21 protein-coding genes are annotated in these 23066 nt (G+C 37.0%); 10 read left to right on the top strand and 11 right to left on the bottom strand.

Annotated elements, in window-relative coordinates:
• Positions 1 to 61 precede the first annotated feature (61 nt).
• Together AC6HVZ_RS14685 and AC6HVZ_RS14680 are read left to right on the top strand one after the other, a co-directional pair.
• A complete protein-coding gene (locus tag AC6HVZ_RS14685; protein ID WP_497558926.1) occupies positions 62 to 418 on the top strand; it encodes a HesB/IscA family protein in 357 nt (118 codons plus the stop codon).
• A gap of 156 nt (positions 419 to 574) precedes the next feature.
• Positions 575 to 1279: a Crp/Fnr family transcriptional regulator gene (locus tag AC6HVZ_RS14680; RefSeq protein ID WP_497558925.1), complete on the top strand. Its 705-nt coding sequence runs from the start codon at positions 575 to 577 to the stop codon at positions 1277 to 1279.
• A 136-nt stretch (positions 1280 to 1415) separates the two neighbouring features.
• Here the strand turns inward: AC6HVZ_RS14680 and AC6HVZ_RS14675 are convergent, their stop codons facing one another.
• A complete protein-coding gene (locus AC6HVZ_RS14675; RefSeq protein ID WP_497558924.1) occupies positions 1416 to 2399 on the bottom strand; it encodes an NAD(P)/FAD-dependent oxidoreductase in 984 nt (327 codons plus the stop codon).
• A 334-nt stretch (positions 2400 to 2733) separates the two neighbouring features.
• On the opposite strand from AC6HVZ_RS14675, the gene AC6HVZ_RS14670 reads away from it, so the two are divergent.
• The 3 genes from AC6HVZ_RS14670 (at position 2734) to spsC (ending at position 5124) form a co-directional block, all read left to right on the top strand.
• The gene (locus AC6HVZ_RS14670) at positions 2734 to 3951 is read left to right on the top strand and encodes an NAD(P)/FAD-dependent oxidoreductase (RefSeq protein WP_497558923.1); all 1218 of its coding nucleotides are present in this window, start codon (positions 2734 to 2736) and stop codon (positions 3949 to 3951) included.
• 128 nt (positions 3952 to 4079) lie between these two features.
• The gene (locus AC6HVZ_RS14665) at positions 4080 to 4391 is read left to right on the top strand and encodes a YuiB family protein (protein WP_497558922.1); all 312 of its coding nucleotides are present in this window, start codon (positions 4080 to 4082) and stop codon (positions 4389 to 4391) included.
• 61 nt (positions 4392 to 4452) lie between these two features.
• Positions 4453 to 5124 (top strand): stationary phase survival protein SpsC, encoded by a 672-nt coding sequence (gene spsC, locus AC6HVZ_RS14660; protein ID WP_497558921.1) that lies wholly within the window; start codon positions 4453 to 4455, stop codon positions 5122 to 5124.
• A gap of 48 nt (positions 5125 to 5172) precedes the next feature.
• On the opposite strand, the gene AC6HVZ_RS14655 is transcribed toward spsC, so the two are convergent.
• The 3 genes from AC6HVZ_RS14655 to deoD form a co-directional block, all read right to left on the bottom strand.
• Positions 5173 to 5646 (bottom strand): divergent PAP2 family protein, encoded by a 474-nt coding sequence (locus tag AC6HVZ_RS14655; RefSeq protein ID WP_497558920.1) that lies wholly within the window; start codon positions 5644 to 5646, stop codon positions 5173 to 5175.
• Positions 5647 to 5837: 191 nt separating this feature from the next.
• Positions 5838 to 6431, bottom strand: coding sequence for a biotin transporter BioY (locus AC6HVZ_RS14650; RefSeq protein WP_497558919.1), 594 nt, complete (start codon positions 6429 to 6431; stop codon positions 5838 to 5840).
• Positions 6432 to 6548: 117 nt separating this feature from the next.
• Positions 6549 to 7256: a purine-nucleoside phosphorylase gene (deoD, locus tag AC6HVZ_RS14645; RefSeq protein ID WP_497558918.1), complete on the bottom strand. Its 708-nt coding sequence runs from the start codon at positions 7254 to 7256 to the stop codon at positions 6549 to 6551.
• A gap of 223 nt (positions 7257 to 7479) precedes the next feature.
• On the opposite strand from deoD, the gene AC6HVZ_RS14640 reads away from it, so the two are divergent.
• Entirely contained in the window at positions 7480 to 7743 is a 264-nt protein-coding gene (locus AC6HVZ_RS14640; protein WP_497558917.1) for a phosphocarrier protein HPr, read from the top strand.
• 421 nt (positions 7744 to 8164) lie between these two features.
• Here AC6HVZ_RS14640 and kapB read toward each other — a convergent pair whose 3' ends face one another.
• Positions 8165 to 8557, bottom strand: coding sequence for a kinase-associated lipoprotein KapB (kapB, locus tag AC6HVZ_RS14635; RefSeq protein ID WP_497558916.1), 393 nt, complete (start codon positions 8555 to 8557; stop codon positions 8165 to 8167).
• 121 nt (positions 8558 to 8678) lie between these two features.
• Here kapB and AC6HVZ_RS14630 point away from each other — a divergent pair, with 121 nt between their 5' ends.
• Together AC6HVZ_RS14630 and AC6HVZ_RS14625 are read left to right on the top strand one after the other, a co-directional pair.
• On the top strand, positions 8679 to 8870 hold the full coding sequence (locus tag AC6HVZ_RS14630) for a hypothetical protein (protein WP_497558915.1): 192 nt from the start codon (positions 8679 to 8681) through the stop codon (positions 8868 to 8870).
• Between the two features lie 350 nt (positions 8871 to 9220).
• A complete protein-coding gene (locus AC6HVZ_RS14625; protein WP_497558914.1) occupies positions 9221 to 9796 on the top strand; it encodes a superoxide dismutase family protein in 576 nt (191 codons plus the stop codon).
• 858 nt (positions 9797 to 10654) lie between these two features.
• Here AC6HVZ_RS14625 and AC6HVZ_RS14620 read toward each other — a convergent pair.
• The 5 genes from AC6HVZ_RS14620 to AC6HVZ_RS14600 form a co-directional block, all read right to left on the bottom strand.
• A complete protein-coding gene (locus AC6HVZ_RS14620; protein WP_497558913.1) occupies positions 10655 to 11830 on the bottom strand; it encodes a MalY/PatB family protein in 1176 nt (391 codons plus the stop codon).
• 477 nt (positions 11831 to 12307) lie between these two features.
• Entirely contained in the window at positions 12308 to 13654 is a 1347-nt protein-coding gene (locus AC6HVZ_RS14615) for a glucose-6-phosphate isomerase (protein ID WP_497558912.1), read from the bottom strand.
• A 575-nt stretch (positions 13655 to 14229) separates the two neighbouring features.
• Positions 14230 to 14604 (bottom strand): S1 domain-containing post-transcriptional regulator GSP13, encoded by a 375-nt coding sequence (gene yugI / locus AC6HVZ_RS14610; protein ID WP_497558911.1) that lies wholly within the window; start codon positions 14602 to 14604, stop codon positions 14230 to 14232.
• A 117-nt stretch (positions 14605 to 14721) separates the two neighbouring features.
• Positions 14722 to 15714: a potassium channel family protein gene (locus tag AC6HVZ_RS14605; RefSeq protein ID WP_497558910.1), complete on the bottom strand. Its 993-nt coding sequence runs from the start codon at positions 15712 to 15714 to the stop codon at positions 14722 to 14724.
• Positions 15715 to 15830: 116 nt separating this feature from the next.
• Positions 15831 to 16385, bottom strand: coding sequence for a thioredoxin family protein (locus AC6HVZ_RS14600; RefSeq protein WP_497558909.1), 555 nt, complete (start codon positions 16383 to 16385; stop codon positions 15831 to 15833).
• 126 nt (positions 16386 to 16511) lie between these two features.
• Here AC6HVZ_RS14600 and AC6HVZ_RS14595 point away from each other — a divergent pair, with 126 nt between their 5' ends.
• A complete protein-coding gene (locus tag AC6HVZ_RS14595) occupies positions 16512 to 17570 on the top strand; it encodes a M20/M25/M40 family metallo-hydrolase (RefSeq protein ID WP_497558908.1) in 1059 nt (352 codons plus the stop codon).
• Between the two features lie 812 nt (positions 17571 to 18382).
• A complete protein-coding gene (locus AC6HVZ_RS14590; protein ID WP_497558907.1) occupies positions 18383 to 22789 on the top strand; it encodes a S8 family serine peptidase in 4407 nt (1468 codons plus the stop codon).
• A gap of 97 nt (positions 22790 to 22886) precedes the next feature.
• Here AC6HVZ_RS14590 and AC6HVZ_RS14585 read toward each other — a convergent pair.
• A partial coding sequence (locus AC6HVZ_RS14585; RefSeq protein WP_497558906.1) for a hypothetical protein occupies positions 22887 to 23066 on the bottom strand: 180 nt, incomplete at its 5' end.

Here is a 23066-nt window from a genome sequence, read left to right as displayed (position 1 = left end):
TTGTATAGTAAATTTATTATTTGTATACTATTAGTTAACCATGAAAAAGGAGGTACTGCCGATGGTGATTACAATTACAGATCACGCTAGTACGCAAATTCAGGAAATGATGAAAGAAGAATCAGATGGGGCACGTCTACGCTTTGGGATCAAAGGTGGCGGTTGCAGTGGATTATCTTATTCATTGGGCTTTGAATATGACATCAATGATGAACTAGATACATTGGACGAAATAAATGGAATTCCTGTTGTGTTTTTCAATCAAGATATTCCTATTATAGAAGGGACAACAATTGATTTTAAACAGAACATGATGGGAGGAGGATTTAGTATCGATAATCCAAATGCGATTGTATCATGTGGCTGTGGATCCTCATTTAGAGCGAAGGATAGAGAAGGAACACCAGAAAATTGTTAACAACGAAAAAGCAGCTGGAGTACTTGTAAGGTACTCTGGTTTTTTAATGGTCACAATCGAACACCCTGTTGATATCAAAACTTTTGCATAATTACAAGCAATTATGACTCCTGGCTTATCGATATAAGTTATACTATAAGTAAAGGGGGTTCTATGATGACCGAATCGTATAATCATGACCATGGAGTGGACAGCAAACAGTTGTGTGTGTCAAAGGTGCCATTTTTTAATCATTTGGACATAGATGAAATGTTAAAAATAGCTAATATGAGCAGACATATGGATTTTAAGAAAGGTGAAATTATCTATCATGAAGGAGATCCACTTGAATATTTATATATTGTACATCAAGGTCGTGTGAAAAGCTATCAGCTGTTTGAATCAGGTAAAGAGCAGTTACTACGGATTATAGAGCCTGGAGAATTTATGGGGGAACTTGCATTATTTACAGAAAAGCTATTGGATAATTATGCTGAAGCAATGGAGAAAACAAATATATGTATGATACATAGAGATGACATGCAGGAATTAATGCAAACTTATCCTATGATTGCGGTAAAGATTTTAGAGCAGTTTTCGAATAGATTAGATCAAACGGAAAAACTCGTGGGACAATTAAGTTCAAAAGATGTAGAAACACGAATTGCCAGTTATTTAATGGAATTGGCTGAAGGTAAAAATTCAGTCGAAATTGTGTTGCCAATGAGTAAAAAAGACCTTGCTTCCTATTTAGGAACGACACAGGAAACGGTAAGCAGAAGATTATCTAGTTTTCAAACGAATGGGTGGATTGAACAGACAGGGCATCGCAATATAAAAATTATAGATATGGAAACACTTTTAGCTGTAGCATCGGGATAAATTACCGGTGAAATATCGTTTGGAGGGCGGGAATATCTGCCGGAGGGGTAAAGCTAGCGTGGACAGAATAATCCGTAATGCTAGCTTAAATTTTTTTCAATCTTCTGCAGCTGCTAAGATCGCTCCGTTTTTCGTTCTAAAACATACTAGTAGAATGTCTTGGCTGAATCCGTGCTTTTGGATCGATGTATTGTTTAGCATTGTTAATGGCAGTAGGTCCTTCGCCAAATCCAGTTGCGATTAGTTTTACTTTTCCTTCAAAGGTACAAATATCTCCAGCTGCATAAATTCCAGGGATATTTGTTTCCATTTTAGTATTCACTACAATACTATTTTTTTCTATTTCCAAATCCCAATCCTTAATTGGCCCCAGTGTTGAAATAAAGCCATAATTACATAGTACAGAATCAACATCAACTTCTTTTATCGTGTCACCTTTTACTTCTTCTAAAATCACTTTATTAATTTTATCCGTTGCAACAATTTCTTTTGGTACAAATGGTGTCATAATATCAACAGTAGAATTCATCAGCTTTTCAACACTATGTTCGTGAGCTCTAAAGGCATCACGACGGTGGACAAGGGTTACTTTTTTTGCAATTGGTTCAAGCATAAGTGCCCAGTCAACTGCGGAGTCACCTCCACCTAAGAGGATTACATTTTGGTCTTTATATTTATTCATGTCTTTCACATGATAATGCAGATTTATACCTTCAAATTGTTCACAGCCAGCAACATTTAAACGTCTTGGCTGGAATGCACCGTTCCCGGCAGTGATAATAATTGTTTTTGAATAATGAATTTCCTTGTCAGAAATTAATTTGAATGAACCATCTTTCAATCGTTCCACTTTTTCAATTGATTGCTCAAGCACGATAGTTGGTTCAAAAAGTTTTGCCTGTTCTTCCAGGTTATCTACTAAATCCTGTGCACGAATCTTAGGAAATCCTGCTATATCATATATATATTTCTCTGGATAAAGGGCTGTTAACTGCCCGCCAGTATGTGGTAAGCTCTCGATTATTTTAACGCTCGCTTGACGCATTCCGCCATAAAAAGCAGTAAATAAACCAACAGGGCCTGCTCCAATTATGGTTATGTCATATACTTTTTCAGACATGGATAATCCCTCGTTTCTCTATATTAAATTGAACGCCATTCCTATAGTATCATAAACAAATAAACCATGTGTACATAAGTGCACAAGCAGAAAGGTAAAAGGAGAATAATAGAAAAATTAAATATTAATCATTGCTTTTTTTGGTCTTGAAATCTAGAGCGAATACAGGTATGATATTTCATGGAGATATATTACGTTTATGTAACAAAGGTATTATAATTATGTTAATTCAGATTTCACACTTGAGATGAAACCAACTGTTCTATTTCCTTTTAAGTGAATAATGTCACATACGTATAGATTGAAAAGTAATAATAAATTGGAAGTGAAAAATATGAAAAAACCAAATATAGTAATCCTCGGTGCGGGATACGGTGGGATTATGACTACAGTCAAATTACAGAAAATATTAGGGGCAAGCGATGCAAAGATAACACTTGTAAATATGAATGACTACCACTATCAATCTACCTGGTTACACGAGAATGCCGCTGGAACATTACATCATGATCGAACGCGAATTCCCATTAAAGATGTTGTGAACACGAAACAGGTGAACTTTTTACTGGATAAAGTACTTTCTATTAAACCAGATAAACAAAAGGTTAAACTTGAAAATGGTGTACTGGATTACGATATCCTTGTAATTGGTTTAGGATTCGAAGCAGCAACATTTGGTATTCCGGGATTAGCCGAGCATGCATTTACAATCAGCAATATAAATAGTGCTCGACTTATAAAGGAGCACATTGAATATAACTTTGCACGATATCATACAGAAAAAGAAAAAAAACAGGCTCGGCTTAATATCGTTGTTGGTGGTGGTGGCTTCACCGGGGTTGAATTTTTGGGTGAATTGGCAAACCGCATACCGGAATTATGTGAGGAATATGATATTGAGAAAAACTTAGTCCGAATTATTAATGTAGAAGGATCACCGTCTATTTTACCTGGATTTGATGCCCAGCTTGTTGAATATGCAATGAATTCTTTAGAAACACGTGGTGTTGAATTTATAACTGATGCTATGATGAAAGAATGTAAGCCTGATGAAATTGTATATGAAAAGGATGGAAAGCAAGAAAAAATTCCAACAATGACTACTGTTTGGGCTGCAGGTGTTCGAGCAAACTCAATTGTTGAACAATCTGGAATGGAAACAAATCGGGGAAAAGTGGAAGTTCGCGGCGACTTGCGGGCACCTGATTTTGATAATATATTTGTCGTTGGGGATTGTGCATTAGTCATGGATCGAGAAATTGGCAGTCCTTATCCTCCGACAGCACAAATTGCTATCCAGGAATCGGGTGTAGTTGCACACAATGTGAAAGCTCTCATAAATGGAGAAGAAATGGAGCCTTTTAAAGCAAATATAATGGGTACCGTAGCTTCTTTAGGTAATAATGATGCAATTGGAGTTATATTAAATAATCAAAAATTAATAGGCTGGAAAGCTACTGTTATGAAAAAAATAATTGATAACCGTTATCTTCTGAAATTAGGTGGAATTGGCTTGCTAATGAAAAAAGGGAAATTTAATATATTTTATTAAAAGGTTTTGGATATGCACTAAAAGAACGTCCACTAAAAGCAAAGGGAATGTGGCTGCCTTTGCTTTTTTACATTTTTATTATAAAATGAAACTGGTATGAAGGTAGAGAGTGAAGGGAGATACGATCGTTGATTCAATTAGTTGTTTCAATTATGTTATATTTTGTAATATTTTTTGGCATTGCTTTTATATTAAATATGCTGTTAAGAAGAACTTGGCTAATGGCGTTTATTTATCCATTTATTGTACTTATCATTGTTGATGATATGTCAACAGTAGAATATTTTAAGCATCCAGGTGATGCATTTTCAACTGCCTTTTCAAAATTAGGGCAAATAACCCCAGTTGATATAACGATTTTACTATCGGGTTTTGCCGGAACTATTGTTTCTGGAATTGTTATTAAACTGCTGCGTAAGAGTGGTTATCGAATGTTTTAGTTGGAATAATGAATAAAACTTTACTAGATTGGAAATGATGACACCCAGAGAGGTGTTATGAATGAAAATCAAAAATTTTATTCGAAGAAACCTAATGTTACTGTTGTTCTTAGGGGCATTTTATGTTACAGTAACATCCATTTCGAATATATCTTTAGCTGACATGCGTGACTGGAATAAAAATATAATTGGTGCTCAAGATTCAACTGTAAATCGACAAACAGTGAATAAAGAAACGTCGAATCAAGTACAGGCGAAAAAGAATTCCCCCTCTAGTGATGAATTTAAAGAAGCAAAAACCTTAGAAGAATGGGGCGACTTTGCACAATATCCTAGTCAGACCGTTGTTGCTACCGGTTATACTGCAGGTGTAGAATCAACAGGGAAAAGCCCGAATCATCCGGAATACGGAATTACTTATTCAGGTGTTAAAGTAAAACGAGACTTGTATTCTACTATAGCTGCAGATTTAGATGTTTATCCCATAGGAACAATATTATATATTCCAGATTATGGTTTTGGAGTAGTAGCTGATAAAGGCAGTGCAATAACTGGAAATAAAATTGATCTTTATTACCATACAGTTGCAGATGTTTATAGCAATTGGGGTAAACGTGAAATTGAAGTTTATGTTATTGAAATGGGTGAAGGGAAATTAACAGAAGATGAACTCATTAAGTTAAATGAAAATCAGGCACTGCAGGCGTTCAGACAGCAAATAATAGAAAGTTAACAGAAATCAAGGGCTTTTCAAATCTCATATTGAAAGCCCTTGATTTCTTTAATAAAATGGATAGAGAAAAAAGGCAATACCTACACCAGTCAGTCCACCAAAAAATACTTCTATTGGCTGGTGTCCTAATAATTCTTTTAACTCCTGGCGTTTTTCATATTCTTCTTTCTTGTTCCAGTCTTTTGCTCCTTCAATAAAATAGTGAAAGTCTTTGATTAACATATTTAACACCACTGCTTGTTCACCAGCATGTCGACGCACGCCGGTTGCATCAAACATGGTAATAATACTGAAAACGAAAGCTACTGCAAATACAGTTGATGTTACACCTTCAACAATACCAACTCCAGTAGTTAATGCTGTTACAGCTGCAGAGTGACTGCTTGGCATTCCTCCAGTACTGAATGCGAGACTTGGTTTAAACTCTTTTGTTACGATTAGTTTTATCGGGATTTTAACTGCCTGGGCAAATACAATCGATACTAATGCAGCTGCTAAAGGGAAATTCAAAAAAAGTTCCATTAATGTGTAAAACACCTTTCCTGATGAAAATTTTACTACATCTCAGTGAGTGAAGTTCCACTTTATGTGAAACTTTAAGTATATACAACTATAATTGTAGTTATTAGTTTATCATAATGTTTATGTAAACGCATGTTATACGGAGAAAAAAAGAGCCATTCAAAATGAACGGCTCTAAAGGTATTATGTTTTTAGGCTTTTGCGCTTGTCCATCGTGATGGAACCCGTTTAGCCAGTTGAATCATAAATACTGCAGCTAAACAAGCAAATGCCGTATCTTTAATAATAAAAGGAATCATTCCCATCCAGGCAAGGGTGTAGGATATATTCAGCTCCAGCCACGTATTCATAGCTAGATACATATAAGAAACACCAAATCCATAATTAATAATTAAGCCGATAATTGCCGCTGTTGAATAGATAGCTATAGAAGGCTTTTTACTAAGCTCACTGATCCAACCAACGAAAAACGCAACAAGGATAAATGAAATAATAAACCCACCTGTAGGACTTACTAATGCCATTGGCCCTGCAGAAAGCCCTGCAAATACCGGCACACCAGCTACTCCTACTAGCGTATATGTAATCATCGCAATACTTCCAAGCTTCCTGCCGAGCATTAACCCAGCTAAAACAGCAAAGAATGTTTGTAATGATAATGGCACAGAGGTTCCACCTATAGGAACAGTTAATATTGGAAACCAGACGGTGATATTAGCACCAATCGCCATTAAACAAACAAATACTGCTCCAAATGTTAAATCAATCGGACGTAATCCTTTCAAACTTTCCTCCTCCTTTTGTATAATTTTAAATGGAAGGAGGGATGTTGTCAACCACTTTTATTTAAGGTTAACAATAAAAAACAGCCTTTACTTGAAAGACTGCTCCAATCTACTTATTTATTTGATTGCTGCTTCCAAAGCAATTTCCATCATTTCATTAAATGTTGTTTGACGCTCTTCTGAAGTTGTTTCTTCCCCTGTTAAAATATGATCAGATACTGTCAAAACAGATAAGGCCTGGCGATCAAATTTTGCTGCCAATGTATAAAGTGCGGCAGTTTCCATCTCGATTGCAAGTACCTTATATTTTGCTAATAATTCATTGAGTTCCTTCGCATTATCGCGATAAAAGATATCACTTGTAAACACATTACCAACACGCAGATTCATTCCTTTTTCTACACCTACATCATATGCGTTTTTCAATAAATCAAAATCAGCCAATGGAGCATAATCGATTCCATTGAATACAAGCTGATTGACTTTAGAATCTGTAGTAGCACCTTGAGCAAGAATAACATCTCGCACTTTTACATCCTTTTGAATTGCACCACATGTTCCAACACGAATTAATTTCTTTACATTGTAGCTCTGAATTAATTCATTTACATAAATAGAGATGGATGGTACTCCCATACCAGTTCCCTGTACCGAGACTCTTTCACCTTTATAGGTTCCAGTAAAACCTAACATTCCACGAACCTCATTGTACTTTGTTACATCCTGTAAAAATGTCTCAGCAATATACTTCGCACGTAGTGGATCTCCAGGTAATAAAATCTTGTCTGCAATTTCTTCTTGTTTCGCACCTATATGTACACTCATCTTATTTCCTCCCAATTAAAGGTATTGTTTCTAAAATAACGTTATCATAACGTCAAAATAAAGACAAATATATCTAAGAAAATAAGGATTTTTATAGTTTTTAATTCCAAAATACTAAAAGATTGTATATAATAGGATTAGTGCAGTTTTTACTTAGGATTTATAATGTACTAATAATAAATAGTACATATGAAACTAATATAGGTTTGAAAGGATGATCGTAATGAAAGAACAAACATTTACAATTACTGCGGATACTGGTGTTCATGCACGTCCAGCTACATTGTTGGTAAATAAAGCAGGGCAATTTGAGTCAGAGATTGAGGTTTCCTATAGTGGAAAAACAGTTAATCTTAAATCAATCATGGGTGTTATGTCACTTGGAATTCCAAAAGGAGCGGAAATTAAAGTTTCTGCTACAGGTAGTGATGAAGAAGATGCACTTAATGGTGTTTCTGAAGTAATTAAAGAACATCTTGGTGAATAATTAGGAAATTAATTAAAAAGAAGCTGGAGATTATTAACTCTTCAGCTTCTTTTAGCACATGATGTAAAATATATCATTGTTGGTTGTGGATAAGATAACTATGCAACCGGATCAGCCGCATCGAGCTCCAGCGCTCCCTTAGATAAAACTTCCTTAATCTAAGTCACATCGACTCCCTTTACTCGGGCATCTAGGATGTAGGTCAGTTAGACGTTGCCATGTAAGGTTCTCGGGAAGCTCTGGCGCAGTCCCAGGACGTGTCGATTTTATTAAACATCCTTTAACTAAGATCTTACACGATTGAGTTCATATACGAGATAAACGGGTGGTCTGCGTTTTGTTCCACTGATAGGAAAGTTTAACTTTTTTAGGAAATCAGTATAAGTGCAACTAAAGCTTGGTGATAAGCCAAGTTTCCTAATCAGTAGTAATTTTTTTCGTAATATTTCTCTTCAAGATCCTTTAGCTTAATTCGTGCTTGTTTATTAAATTCACTATCTTCAAGCGAAAGTTTTTCTTTATATCTACCCACAGCAGCTTTTAGTGATTCACTGTAATCTGGAATAACATCTTCGTATGAGTGTATTGCAGGTTTTTTTACGTTCATTTTTTCATGGTGCGCCAATGCTTTACGTTCGTGGAAAAATACACCCCGCACCTCCCCAGGGTTATGCAGGTCTCCTTGTAATGGATGTTTATCAACGGCTAGTACTTCAATTAAATAGCGATCACCCCGGTCTTCCTTCACCTCTCCTATGTACGTTCCAGAATTGTAATGGGCACGAACAATTTCACCGATAGTTACAGTTGCCAATTTTAGTTCCCTCCTTATTTTTATTGTGCCAAAAATAGAACAGATTTGCGAACATTTGCTATCCATTGTTTAGAAATAACCATATTTTTGCTATACTGTATACAGAAGGAAGTGAATAATCATGATGCCATTTTTATATTTTCCGGAAGACAAATCCGAATATATTCCAGCTTTTATTGTATTAGTTATTTTTATGATCTTAGCTGTTGGAGCAATGTATTGGTTTTACAAGAAATCTAAAAAAGACGAAAAGGAATTTAATGAAAAATATAATATTAATGATACAAAGAATTTACCGAAGAAAAATGAATAAAACTTTGCTCACCTTATTTATTTAAGTTGTTGGGATTCGCTCAGGTCAAGAAAAGGCACTACTTTAATTATACCTTGATTGGTTGGGGGGATTTATTACACAGATAGGTAAATTTTACCTTTTTAGAAATCATCGGTGCATAAGTAAAACTTCAAAGTAAATTCAGATTGTAAACGAAAGGTATTGTTCGCCTGAATGAAGGCATATACTACAGAGTTTAGGGGTTTCTTTGAAAGCGAAATACGTTTTCAAGAATCCCAATTAACGATAAGCCAAGTTTGCTAATGTTTATCATTTTAATATCATGTAGATACTACTTAGTAAAGTAAGTGATTAAAGGAGAAATCTGCATGCGCTTCATATTATTAACTATTATTATTCTATTCTTGACTGCTTGTCAAAATGATAGTCAGACGTCACGTAATGTGGACATGTATAATTCAACGGGAGATATGGTAGGTACCGCTGCTTTGGCTGAACAGCCTGATGGGGTTCAAATAAAACTTAAACTGGAAGGATTAACCCCTGGCTTTCATGGGATACATGTACATGAATATCCGAAATGTGAGGGTCCTGAATTTACCAGTGCGGGCAATCATTTCAATCCGGAGGGGAAAGAGCATGGGTTAATGCATCCAGAAGGGCCTCATTTAGGTGACTTACCTAACATCGAAGCTGATGAGGCTGGGCTTGTGGAGGCAGAATTAATGCTGGCCGGTGCTACTCTTATGGAGGGTAAAAATTCTTTATTGCAGGGGGAAGGGACTTCATTAATTGTACATGATGGACAAGATGATGGAGTTAGCCAGCCGAGTGGTAACTCTGGTGTACGGCTTGTATGTGGTGAAATTAAGACGGATCCTAATGCAACCTCAACAGAATCACCGACAGATCCTACTGAGTTTAATGAAGAACAAGAAGAATAATCTGATTTAAGAAAAAAAGCCATACTACCTTTGGAAGTATGGCTTTTAAATTTAAAGTAATATACTCAACTTTCGCAGCGTAAAATGAACACATAAGTCTTGAAGGAATAAGGAAGGCTGAAAATACACTACTCGAGTTGACTTTGGTTTAACGGTTCGTATTTGCTATAAGATGTGTAACAAGTTAGAAGGCAGAAATGTGCTATAATGCCGCTGCGGAAATACATGTCGCTTTCCGTGGGCGGCTGATCAGCCTCCTCGAGCTAACGCTCTGTGGGGTCTCATCCAGGCCTCTGCTCCCACAGGAGTCTCCATGTATTCCCTCCGCTGATTTTTAATTTTTTCTTTCGTATTCACTGTAATGCAATGCTTAACAATCGATGTTGCACTGTACCAGCATTTGATTGGAGCGGAGGGCAGTTGACTCCTGCGGGAAAAGCACGAGTCTGAAGACCCCGCAGGAAGTGGTTTTCTTCCGAGGAGGCTGAGGCCGTGCCCGCGGAAAGCAACTGCCCGCAGCGGAAATCAAATGCGGCAGTAATTGCACATTTTATATTTGTGTGTACAACGATCTTTTATGTTTATCAAGGTTGTCAAGCCAACAATTAGAAACATTTTGGGTTGATCAAAGTTAACTGTTTGAGCTTATTTTATTGGTGCGAAAGTTGAGTAATATAGAAATCAGAGCATGCAATTCTGTTAGCTTAAGTTTCAGCTTGAAAGATTTAAAAACCAGATTAATAGCTGTGTTTTTGAGGTCATCTCCATTGCAATATTTAAAAATAAATCCTATAACTGCAAGCTTTATAGCGTTCCTATGTTCCATTTTGTTCACTTAAATTTTTGCGGAAACGGTAACTAGGATCTGCTATTTACTGCATTAATAATCCGATTTACTCCTTCTTCCAAGGTCGTCCGTGGACAAGCGATATTCATCCGCATGAAAGAACCACCTTCTACCCCGTAATCAACACCAGTATTCAGACCAACTTTAGCCTTTTCTATCATAAATGTTTTCAATTCATTACTATCCATACCTAAATCACTGCAATCAATCCATAGTAGGTAAGTTCCTTCTGCTTGAATTACTTTGAGTTCCTTTGTATGCTTCTCAAACATTTCTGTAACATATTTCTGATGGGATTCTAAAACAGTAAGTAATCCATCAAGCCATTCTTCTCCGTGGGTGTAGGCAGCCTCTAGTGCTGTATTCCCCATTGTATTAAGCATATTATGAAATCCCTGTTTACCAAATTGAGCATCCAGCTTTTGATGCATCTCTTTATTCGCTGTAATCACATAGGAAGCATCTAAGCCAGCAAGATTAAATGTTTTTGATGGAGCCATAAAAGTAATGGTCTGATCAGCGATATCTTCGGAAAGAGATGCAATCGGAATATGGCGGTTTCCCGAAAAGACAAGATCACAATGAATTTCATCTGCCAAAATTAATACATCATAGTTTAAACAAAGCTTGGCCATTTCCAATAATTCCTCTTGCTTCCAGACCCGTCCAACCGGATTATGTGGAGAGCATAAAACAAATGCTTTTACGCCTTGTTTCAACTTTTCTTCGAAGTCTTCAAAATCAATCTTATAATAGCTATCTTCCAAAATAAGCGGATTTCTAACCACTTTTCTATCATGTGCTTCGATTACATTGTAGAACGGTGTGTAGACAGGTGTTTGAATTAAAACCCTATCATTTGGGTTGGTAAACGCTTGAATTGCCATATGTAAACTTGTAACAACTCCAGTGCTGAAGGATAGCCATTCCTGATCAATTTTCCAATTATGTCGTTTCTCTACCCAATTCAAGATAGATCCTTTCACATCATTATCGATAATGGTATAGCCATAAATTCCGTGCTGTGCCCGTTTTACTAAAGCATCATTAACAGCTTCTGGAGCTTTGAAATCCATATCAGCTACCCACATTGGCAGGACATCATCGGTTTGAAAAACTGGCTGGAGCATATCCCATTTTACAGAACGTGTATTTTTTCGATCATATAAAGTTTCGAAATTTTCCATGTAAAAACCCCCTTTTCAATAATCCTATTATAACATGAATGAATAAAGTCACCAATGAGGTAAAATGGATAAAAAAAAGCAAAGCGTTTAAACGCTTTGCTTACAGGGGGAATACGAGAAAGTCTTACAGTTATAGTTATACCCCGAATTAAAATATATAAACACCAATTTTAAAAAAACTTTTTAAAATGAATCCTTTTCGCTGAATAAACTTCTTATATAGATGAAGGATGTAAGCAGAGAGGGAAGTCATAGATGAAAGAAGACGCAAATAATGAAACATCAGGGTGGATATTATTTTCAATGGGAAGAGCATCTTTTTTTACATGAATGCATCCAGCACGAATAGGGGTGTAGATGTAGCTGGCAGTAAACAATTGATCAAAGAAAATAATGAATGGAAAGTACTTGATAGAGCGATGGAATAAGAAAAAAGCACCCCATGTCTTGAACTGAACATAAGGTGCTTTTAGGTCATTAGAGTCTTTTTTCAAGTTCTTCTTTCTCTTTTTCAAATCCGGGTTTACCAAGCAGGGCAAACATATTTATCTTATATGCCTCTACTCCTGGTTGATCAAAAGGATTTACTCCAAGCAAATATCCACTAATGGCACATGCTTTTTCGAAAAAGTAAACCAGGTATCCGAATGTATAGGCATCAAGCTCTGGCACTTCAACAATTAGGTTAGGCACCTGGCCATCTGTATGGGCCAAAAGCGTTCCCTGAAAGGCCTTGTCATTAATTTCATGAATTGTCTTTCCAGCAATATAATTAAGCCCATCTGAATTCACTTCATCTGCTTCTAAAATCAAATCCTTCTTTGATTTATTCACATGAAGTACTGTTTCAAATAGATCTCTCCGTCCATCCTGAACATACTGACCAAGTGAATGTAGATCTGTTGAAAAGTTAGCTGAAGAAGGATAAATTCCCTTTTGATCCTTTCCTTCACTTTCACCAAATAACTGTTTCCACCATTCTGCAAAATATTGAAGCTGTGGCTCGTAGTTAATGAGCATTTCGATTGTTTTTCCTTTGTTATACAGGATATTTCGTATTGCTGCATATTGATAAGCAGGGTTGTTTTCAAGGTTAGGCTCATCCAGGCCATTCATTGCTTCATTAGCTCCCTGCATCATATCATCAATCGAAATTCCGCTGACTGCAATTGGTAATAATCCTACTGCAGTTAATACAGAATAACGACCACCGACATCATCGGGGATGACAAACGTTTCGTAGCCTGCTTGATCCGCACTTGTTTTTAATGCACCTCTAGCCTTATCTGTTGTAGCATAGATGCGTTTCTTCGCTTCCTCAACACCGTATTTTTGTTCCAAATAATTTTTGAAAATACGAAAGGCGATTGCTGGTTCAGTAGTTGTACCACTTTTTGAAATGATGTTGATCGATATATCTTTGTCTTTTAGTACATCAAATAATTCACTCATATAGGTTGAACTCATGTGATGACCAACAAAAATTACTTGTGGTGCTTTACGTTCTTCATTGGAAAGAAGATTTTGAAATGAATGGGTAAGCATTTCAAGTGCAGCCCGTGCCCCTAAATAGGATCCGCCAATCCCAATTACAAGCAAAACATCTGAGTCTTGTCTGATTTTTTCAGCAGTCCTTTTTATGCGGGAAAATTCCCCTTTGTCATAGGTTTCCGGCAAATCAACCCATCCTAAAAAATCACTTCCAGCTCCCGTTTTATTGTGTAGTGCTGTATGAGCAGTTTGAATATAATCACTCAGGTTATCTAATTCTTTCTGATTAAAAAATGTAAGTGCTTTGTCATAGTTAAATGAAATGTGAGTCATAATAATCCTCCTTAAGAAGCTTTCAATTTCTGTATATATCATACATTTTACTTTAACCAAGTGAAGTTAATAAATCAAGAAAGAACACATTAAAAAAAATCCAAATGAATGGTCAATAACAATATTATCCTATATTAAAGTAAAAAAAGAGGCAGCTTAAACTTAATTGACTGCAGCCAATTTAGTTTAGATTGCCTCTTTTTATGATAGAAAGAAAATATAAAATTCCAGGCTCTATATAGCTAAGGACAAGGTAGTCACATTCAGTTCTAATGCGTATGCGTAGTAGATTTTCGCCTTCTCCGTAATCTAAACCAACATCGGTTCGCTATTAGCTCACTGTATTTCCTTTTAAATGAATTTAATAGTTAAAAACAGAAGTCTTAGATCATCTAATACTTTGAGGTAAATCTCCTGTGAATGAATGTTTAACTAAGACAGCCATATACGGCAAAGCCCAACCACCTGATGTCCTTGAAAAAAGAAGCAGGCTTTAACTATGTGCGATGCAAACTCTAAGAAGCTTTCCTTGCACGGTGGGGCGTAGTACATACATCGTATTTTCACTTTGGATCTTATTTTTTAAATTCTTCTGATTGCTCTATCCATTCTTCTAACTTGTCTTTCAATGTATTGAATCCAGTAGTGCCATTATCTTCTTGTTTCGCTACTTGAGGTTTCTTCACTTTTGCCGGTTTCTTGGGTGCTTCCTCTGTTGCACGGATAGATAATGATACTTTATTATTCGCTTCGTCAACATTTAGGACTTTAACTTTTACTTCATCCCCAACAGTCAGATGATCGTTAATATCTTTTACATACCCATGCGTTACTTCAGAAATATGAACTAATCCTTGAATCTCCTCATCCAAAGCAACAAATGCTCCGTATGGCTGTATTCCTGTTACCTTACCTTCTAAAATTTGACCACTCTCAAATTTGTTTGTCATGCTGAACAACTCCTATATCCATTTTCGATTCATTTCACACAATAAACTATTTTATCATAAATAAGCTTAACTAGCAAAAAAGATAGAAAAATAGACTGGAGTATGGCAATGGGAAAGTTACCATGGGGCAAGTGTCACAATAATATCATTTTTATTTAAAATTAAGTCTGCTTGTGGGTTAAACTCCCATTTATCTTGGCGGATGATTCCTAACAGTAGCTGATTTTTCTTTAAATAATATACAGAAGCTTCCAGAAATGATTTATTCACTAATCCCTCCATAATTTTTGTGTGATAGAATTGCTGGCTTTTCAGTAATTGTAATATATCTTCAAATGGCATTGCCGTTTTGACCCGGGACAGCTCATGAAAGAGTAATGCACTCATGAAGTCATTTGATTTAATAATTGTCGTTGCACCAGCCCGTAACGCATTTTCTATCTGCAGTTTAGATAGAATTTCTGCAATAATTGGAATGTCTTTGTTATTGCCTCTAATTGCAACAGTTGCTAATATCGTATAGATGTCAGCCTGTCTCTCTTTTATTGAAATATCAGCAGTTATAATAACTTTATCTGCTGTGGCAATATTAGCTCGGTTTAACGTCTGATCTTCGGTTGCATCCCCGTGAATAAAATGAACGGGATAATGCTGGAAGGCAAGATGGTTTAATGTTTTATCAATGAGAATAATTCGAACATGTGGATCGTTATCGACTGTTATATCAATCAGCTGTCTTGTCCGCTCATTCCACCCAATAAAAACAAGGTGTCCGCTGCCTTTAAAAGCTACTTTGCCACTGGCTAAATTATGCTCATGTTTAAATGTAGTGGCAGCAAATGTAGTGATGTAATAAGCAATTAATCCACCACCCGAGAGGATTAATAGAATAGCAACCACTTTACCCTCAAATGTCAGCGGAACATAATCACCATAACCAACAGTAGCACCTGTTACAAATGCCCACCAAATCCCATCAAAAATAGTAGGGAATTGCAGTGGTTCTATTAGGTGAATGATTCCACCAAATCCAATCATAAGTAAGAGAATTGTTAAAAGCAGCCGGATTATAATCGGTATTTGTAAGTAGATATGTTTAACAAGTTTCATGCTCATATGCTTCACCTTTTAAGTAAATTCTATCTACTTAGTATGGACAAAAGGGATAGCAGACTATACAAAAAGGATGACAGAAATTTAGTGTCAGCCTTCATGTTTTCTATAAATCAGCTATTTTGCAATCTTTGTTTCAAACTTGTATATATTTCAATCCAGAAATCACTATTTTCACGAAATGATCGATTCATAAACAAAAGCATTTCATTAAATTTCTCTTTGTAATCCGCTGCATTCTTATCCGGTAATTCGTCGCGGGAGTCATCAACAAATTTTTGAATTTTTTCCGCACGCGGTCCCCATTTTGTTACTTCATTCCCATTTTCATCGATAAATATAAAAATTGGAATCGAGCGTGATTGACCGTTTGTCAGGTATTGATCCATTAACTCGAGATTTTGATCACGGAGCAGTATTCGCACATCGATACTGGATGCTTCAGCTAGTCGAAGTAAAATGGGCATGTTTACCATGGCATCCCCACACCAATCTTCAGTTAAGGCAATAGCTCGGAGGTTCCTGTGCTTTAGCTCCTGGTGAAATTCTTCATCAGCAGGTAATGAAAAATGATCATAAACCTGTAACAAACCATCCTTATTTTTTTCCATGGATTCAATGTATGTATCTGGTGACATTCCTTTTTTAAACCAATCGTTCAGACCCATAATTTATCGCTCCTTTTAAATGCTTTTCTTAAATGGTACCTAATTGCGATAGTTACGTAAACAAATGTGCTCTTATTATAATTTTTTGCTATGATTGTACTAACGTTTTTAAAGGAGGAAGTAAATTTGGAAAAAGTAAATCAGGATTTTTTATTGGAACTCTTACATACTCCATCTCCATCTAGTTATGAAATGGTGATCCAGAAAAAATGGATAAATTATGTGAAAGACTTTACAGATGAAATTAGAACAGACAATGCAGGAAATGTAATCGGGATACTTAATCCTGACGCCCCGTTTAAAATATTGCTGGCAGGTCATTGTGATGAAATTGCACTCGTAATTAATCGAATTGATGAGAATGGCTTTTTGCATTTTGATAAAATGGGTGGAATTAATCCAAAAGCTGCAGTTGGTATGAAGGTTACTGTCCTAGGCTCTACTAAAACTACGATTGGTGTTATTGGTGTGAACGCACAACACCATGGTGGCTTGAAAAATGACTTTGGTCTGGAGAATTTATTTATTGATTGTGGCTATAAAACAAAGGAAGAAGCTGAAGAAGATGTACAAATTGGGGATTTGGCTGTATATAAAACAGAGCCGGAAATATTAAAGAATCGTTATGTGGCAGGACGTGGATTGGATAATCGAACAGGTGCCTTTATCGTAGCAGAAGTTCTAAAAAGGTTGGCAAAAAAAGGCTGCTCTGTAGGTGTATATGCAGCAAGTACAGTTAATGAAGAAACAAATATGGGAGGTGCATACTTTGCTGCTGCAGGCATTGAACCTACCATGGCGATTGCTTGTGATGTGACATTTGCAACTGATTATCCCGGGGTAAATAAAAATAAGCATGGAGATGTTCGCCTTGAGAATGGTCCAGTACTTGCTAAGGGAGCACCAATCAACATTAAAATAAATAAGCTTCTCGTACAAACCGCAATGAAATTAAACATGAATGTGCAATATGAATTAACCCCAAGAGTGACCGGAACAGATGCAGATAAAATGCGTTTAACTGGGAGAGGGGTTCCGGTATCACTAGTATCACTACCTCTTCGTTATATGCACTCGCCTGTTGAAACAGCAAGTATAAAGGATATAGAAGAAGTGATAGAATTACTTGTTACAATGATAGCTGACATGTCTGGAAATGAAAGTTTAAATCCTTTGGAAGATTAAGCCAATAATAAAAGTATAAAAAAATCAACCGACAGTCTTCGTTTAAAAGGATTGTCGGTTGATTTTTTTAGAGGTAGAAAAGTATAGAATTTAACTACTATTGGGGTACTACCAACAGAGTTAAGATAATAGCTTTTTGTTGGTGGGATCTTTATTAGAAAAAGGTTTAGATAAAAAGATCGGTTATTTCAACATTTTCTACTAATCCGATCTCTGACCTCTTGCTCCTAGAAAGATGTACAAGCATTTTTCTTAGTTAACTACATATTTTACGGAGAAATGACAATATCTCATTAATTAGTTCTTAAGTCTATTTAATATAACAAATTTTGTGAAAATATAACTATTATTTGTAACTAAAGAAGGGGGGAAGTCCTTTGTTTTCTTCCTATCAGAAAATATAGTTACAACAATGATAAATTTAATAGGACCATCTAATCATTTTTTGGATTATATCAAATAAATAGAAAATAATAGATTTATTGGTATTGTCTGGTAAACCCTTTCACGTCAATGATTTTATTTATTTTTATGACAAAATACACATTTAAACAGGTACATAGCCTATGAAGTAATAGAGGAAAAAACAATACTAAACTATCAATTTTGAATATTCAGATTAAAATCGACATAATTCGACACAATCACTGTTGTTATTCTATTATACTTACATTAACAACTTAGATGCTTCGAATTACATCACCAGAAGTTCAAAACCTATTATTCTAAGAAAAGGAGGGGTGGAAAGTTTTGTTCTTTCCAGAAGAACATAGGCGGTAGGGGCCGCTCTGTTTTAAAATCGAGGGGAGGAAATGATATTGAGGAAAAAGAAAAGAAAACAGGTCAAAGCATTTAGTATTGCAGCATCATTTCTAATGACTTTTTCTTTAATTGCACCTGGAATTAGCAGTGCGGAATCATCAAACAAGCTGCATACGTCATTAAACGATTCCAGTAAGGTAACAGAAGCTAAGGTTAGTGATCGGTTACTCAATGAATTTAAAGATGATGAAAAAGTAACTTTTCTAATTAAATTCACTGAAAAGACGGATACAGCAAAGATAGCTGAGGAAGCTAAATCAAGTGCTGCTAAAGCAAATCTTTCGGCCCAAAAAGCAGAACTTGTGCAACGTTCGGCCGTGGTATCAGAATTAAAAGCAACATCCCTGGCCTCTCAAGCAAATGTAAAGCAGTATCTGGAGCAGGAGCTTGAAAAAGGGAATGTGAAGGATTTCCACTCTTATTATATTGTGAATGGATTGTCAGTTACCGCTACGAAAGAAGTTGCAGAGAAGATAGCTACATTTGCAGAAGTAGAAAAAATATTACCAAACGAAACACGCGAATTGTATACAAACGTAACGAAAGATGCTAAAACACCACAATCCGAAATTGCAAATGTGGAATGGAACGTTGAACGTGTCGGCGCTCCTGCAGTTTGGGATATGGGGTTTGATGGCACAGGCACAGTTGTAGCAAGTATTGATACAGGTGTTCAGTGGGATCACCCAGCACTTAAAGAAAAATATCGTGGATATGACGTGGCAACAGGTGAAGTAGAACACGATTTTAACTTTTTTGATGCAACCGTTGGTGAAACGACACCCTATGATGATCTAGGTCATGGTACACACGTAACTGGAACAATGGTTGGTAGTGAGTCAGATGGATCTAATCAGGTTGGGGTAGCTCCTGGTGCTAAATGGATCGCAGTTAAAGCATTCACTGCAGCTGGAGGAACGGATGTTGATCTCCTAGAAGCAGCTGATTGGATTATGGCACCAACAGATGCAGATGGAAACGCTCGTGTTGATTTGGCACCAGATGTTGTTAATAATTCATGGGGCGGCGGACCAGGTCTTGATGAATGGTATCGTGAAGTTGTGCAGAACTGGAGAGCTGCTGATATTTTCCCAGAATTTTCAGCGGGTAATACTACTATATTTAATCCAGGTGGGCCAGGATCTATTGCAACACCTGCAAATTATCCTGAATCATTTGCCACAGGTGCAACGGATGCAAATGATAATTTAGCAAGTTTTTCTTTAGAGGGGCCTTCTCCATATGAAGGTGATATTAAACCAGATATTTCAGCGCCTGGTGTTAATATTCGTTCATCTGTACCAGGTGGGAATTATGAAGGTGGTTGGAATGGAACCTCCATGGCAGGACCTGCTGTATCTGCAGTTGTGGCACTTTTGATTGAAGCAGATGCTAGTTTAACTGTCGATGAATTGGAAGAAATTATTATGAACACAGCGACACCATTAACAGATGGAGAATATCCTGAATCTCCAAATATGGGATATGGTTATGGGTTAGTTAATGCATATGATGCAGTTTCATCTCTTGTCACAGGTCTTGGAACTTTAGAGGGTCAGGTTACAAAAGAGGGCGAAGATTTAGAAGCACCTACCTTTGAACATGAAGCACCTGAGGAAACTTACGCAGGAATGGCTCTCGATTTAACTATCCAAGTAAGTGATAACATTAGTGTTGCATCTGTAGAATTACAGTATCAGGACGCTAATGGTGATGATCATACAGTTGAAGCAGATCGTATTTCAGGAGATTATAAAGCTGGTGAATACGCAGTTTCAATTCCTGGGGAACACATTGATGGTGATTCTTTCACATATCAATGGGTTATCAATGATTTTGGGAATAATGAAGTTACCAGTGATGAATATGTTGTAGCAGTTGAGCAAGGAATTACTGTAGGTTATTCCGAAGACTTTGAATCAGCTGTAACTGGCTGGACTTTATTTGGTGAAAATAACAGCTGGGAACGCGGTGTACCAACATCAGGACCAGGAGATGCTGCATCTGGTGAAAATGTTTATGCAACGAACCTGGCTGGAGCGTATGACAGCAGTGCGAATGCTACACTAATGATGCCGCCGATTGATTTGCCGGAAGGAGAGTCTTATTTACAATTTAATCAATGGCATGATTTAGAGAAATATGATTCAGGTACTGCGTATGACTTTGGACACGTTTTCATATCAACAGATCAGGAAGAATGGACGCAAGTTTTACGTGTGGAAGGTCTAACTGATGCTTGGGAAAGTGCTGAAGTAGATTTATCTGAATATAGTGGCCAGCGAGTATATATTGGTTTCAATCTAACAACTGATGGCAGTGTAACACGTGATGGCTGGTATATTGATGATGTTGCATTATCTGATACGTCAAAAAGTAGTAGTGCATCACTAGGGGTAGTTCCAGGTAAAGGCTTAGCACTTGGAATCGCTAATGGCAATAGCAATGGGAAAGCAACAGGATTGAATAAAGGGAACAACGGTCTTGGTCTTGGCTTAATTAATAAAGGGGACAAGACAGCTTTAAAAGACAAAGTCGATCCTGCTAAAATAGTACCTGTATTACCTATTAAAGAAAAGCCGCCAGTGGAAGAGGACGTTATTAATCCAACATTACTTCCAATCGGCGCACAAGTTAGTGTAATTGAAAGTGGACGATCCGTAAATACAGATCCGGAAAATGGAAACTATTCATTACTTCATGCTGCAGGAGAATTTACTGTTCAGGCTGAAGCTTATGGATTCCATTCCGATCAGCAAAGTGTAACAATTGCAGCAGATGAAACGACTGAAGCTGATTTCACTTTAGAAGAAATCGATCAGTATACAGTAAGTGGTACAATTACGGATGAAGCAACAGGTGAAATGATTGAAGGGGCAACAGTGCTTCTTGTGGAAGATGCCAATATTACACCTGTCGAAACAGATGAGGATGGTAACTATTCTCTAACAGCATACGAAGGAACCTACACATTAAAAGTATTAGCAAGTGGTTATCACGCTGCAGAGGTTGAAGTTAACCTTGATGGTTCGGATGCTACTGTTGATGTTGCACTTGAACCATTTTACACCGTTCCTGGCGGAGAGATCGGCTATGATGACGGAACAGCGGAAAATGCACGTGCATTCTATGATGCAGGCAATGGCTGGGCAGTTAAAATGTCCTTACCTGAGGGTGAAGAATCTGGTATCGTAACAGATGGCGTATTCCAATTCCATGGTACCGATTGGCCAGTCCCGGGTGGTACTGAATTTGCTGTAGAAGTATGGGATGCTACAGGTCCTGATGGAACACCAGGAGAAAAAATAGCAGGCCCAGTTGAAGCAGAAGCGACAAGAAGTTTGGATGAATGGACTGTTGTTGACTTAAGAGAACATGCTATCCAAGTTGAAGGCGACTTCTACATGGTTTATATCCAAACAGGTGCAAATCCTAATGTACCAGGACTTGCAACAGATGAAAATGGTCCAAATGCTGAACGTAGCTATCAATTAGTTGCTGGTGCTTGGTCCCAGTCACCTGCTATTGAAGGAAACTATATGATCCGTGCACGTGTGAGTTATGAGGTTGAAGAACCTGTGATAACATCACCTGCAGAAGATCTTATAACAAATGAGGCTGATATTACAGTTGAAGGTACTGCTTCACCTACAACTACTATTCAATTGTTGAATAATGGAGAAGAAGCAGGATCTGCAGAGGTTGGCGATGATGGTCAATTTGCAATTCCTGTGGAGCTTTCAGAAGGTGAAAATGTTGTTATGGCAGTATCGTTACTTGAAGGTACACCAACAGGTGAATCTGCTCCTGTGACAGTAACATTGGATACAGAAGCACCGGAATTAACCATTGACAGTCCGGCTGATGGTGAGGAAACAAACCGTGAAACAGTGACAGTTGAAGGTACTGTTTCTGATCCAAATCTTGACTATGTGGAAGTAAACGGTCAGGAGGCAGCTGTAACGGATGGAAGCTATTCCAAACGTATCCTGCTTGATGAAGGAGAAAACACAATTGAAGTTATTGCAGCGGATTTAGCTGGAAACATATCAGAGGAATCTGTAACAATTGATGTGGACTTCACTCAACCGGAAATTGAAAACTTAACACCAACAGAAGATGTCTACATCAATGCTGGTGAAAGTGTGAAATTTGAGTTTGATAGTGAGCCTGGACTAAGAGCAACATACTTTATCCATATGCCACTAACAAATACGGTTGCCAATGCGACAGAGCTTCCAATGATGGAAACATCTGAAGGTCATTATGTTGGTTATTGGACAGCAACAAGTAATGCTTATGCTGAAGGTGCCGTTATTGAAGTGAAAATAGTTGATGACTTTGGTAACGAAACCCGTGAGCAAGCAGAAGGTAAATTGTTTATAAATGTAGAGTGACCTTATCTCTTTCAGGTAGAAGAGGTCATTCTGAAAAGTGCAGAAGCATATCGCTTCTGCACTTTTTAATGCCGTTTTTTAAAAGTTTGGACTGCGTTTACTCGTCCCGCCCGAACAAATTCGCACTTGGAAGTGAAAGCGAGGTGTATTCAGTTTGCAGGGCTATAAAAGTAATGAAATATGCGATAAAATGCTTTTCTAAATTCTTAAGAGCTAATTGCGAAGTCTCAAAGTGCAAGTGTCCCAAGGTGTTAAGGACAAGGCTAATTTTATTTTC

The sequence above is a fragment of the Oceanobacillus sp. NCCP-135 genome, assembly GCF_059698015.1.
This window is presented reverse-complemented; position numbering and strand designations above follow the sequence as displayed.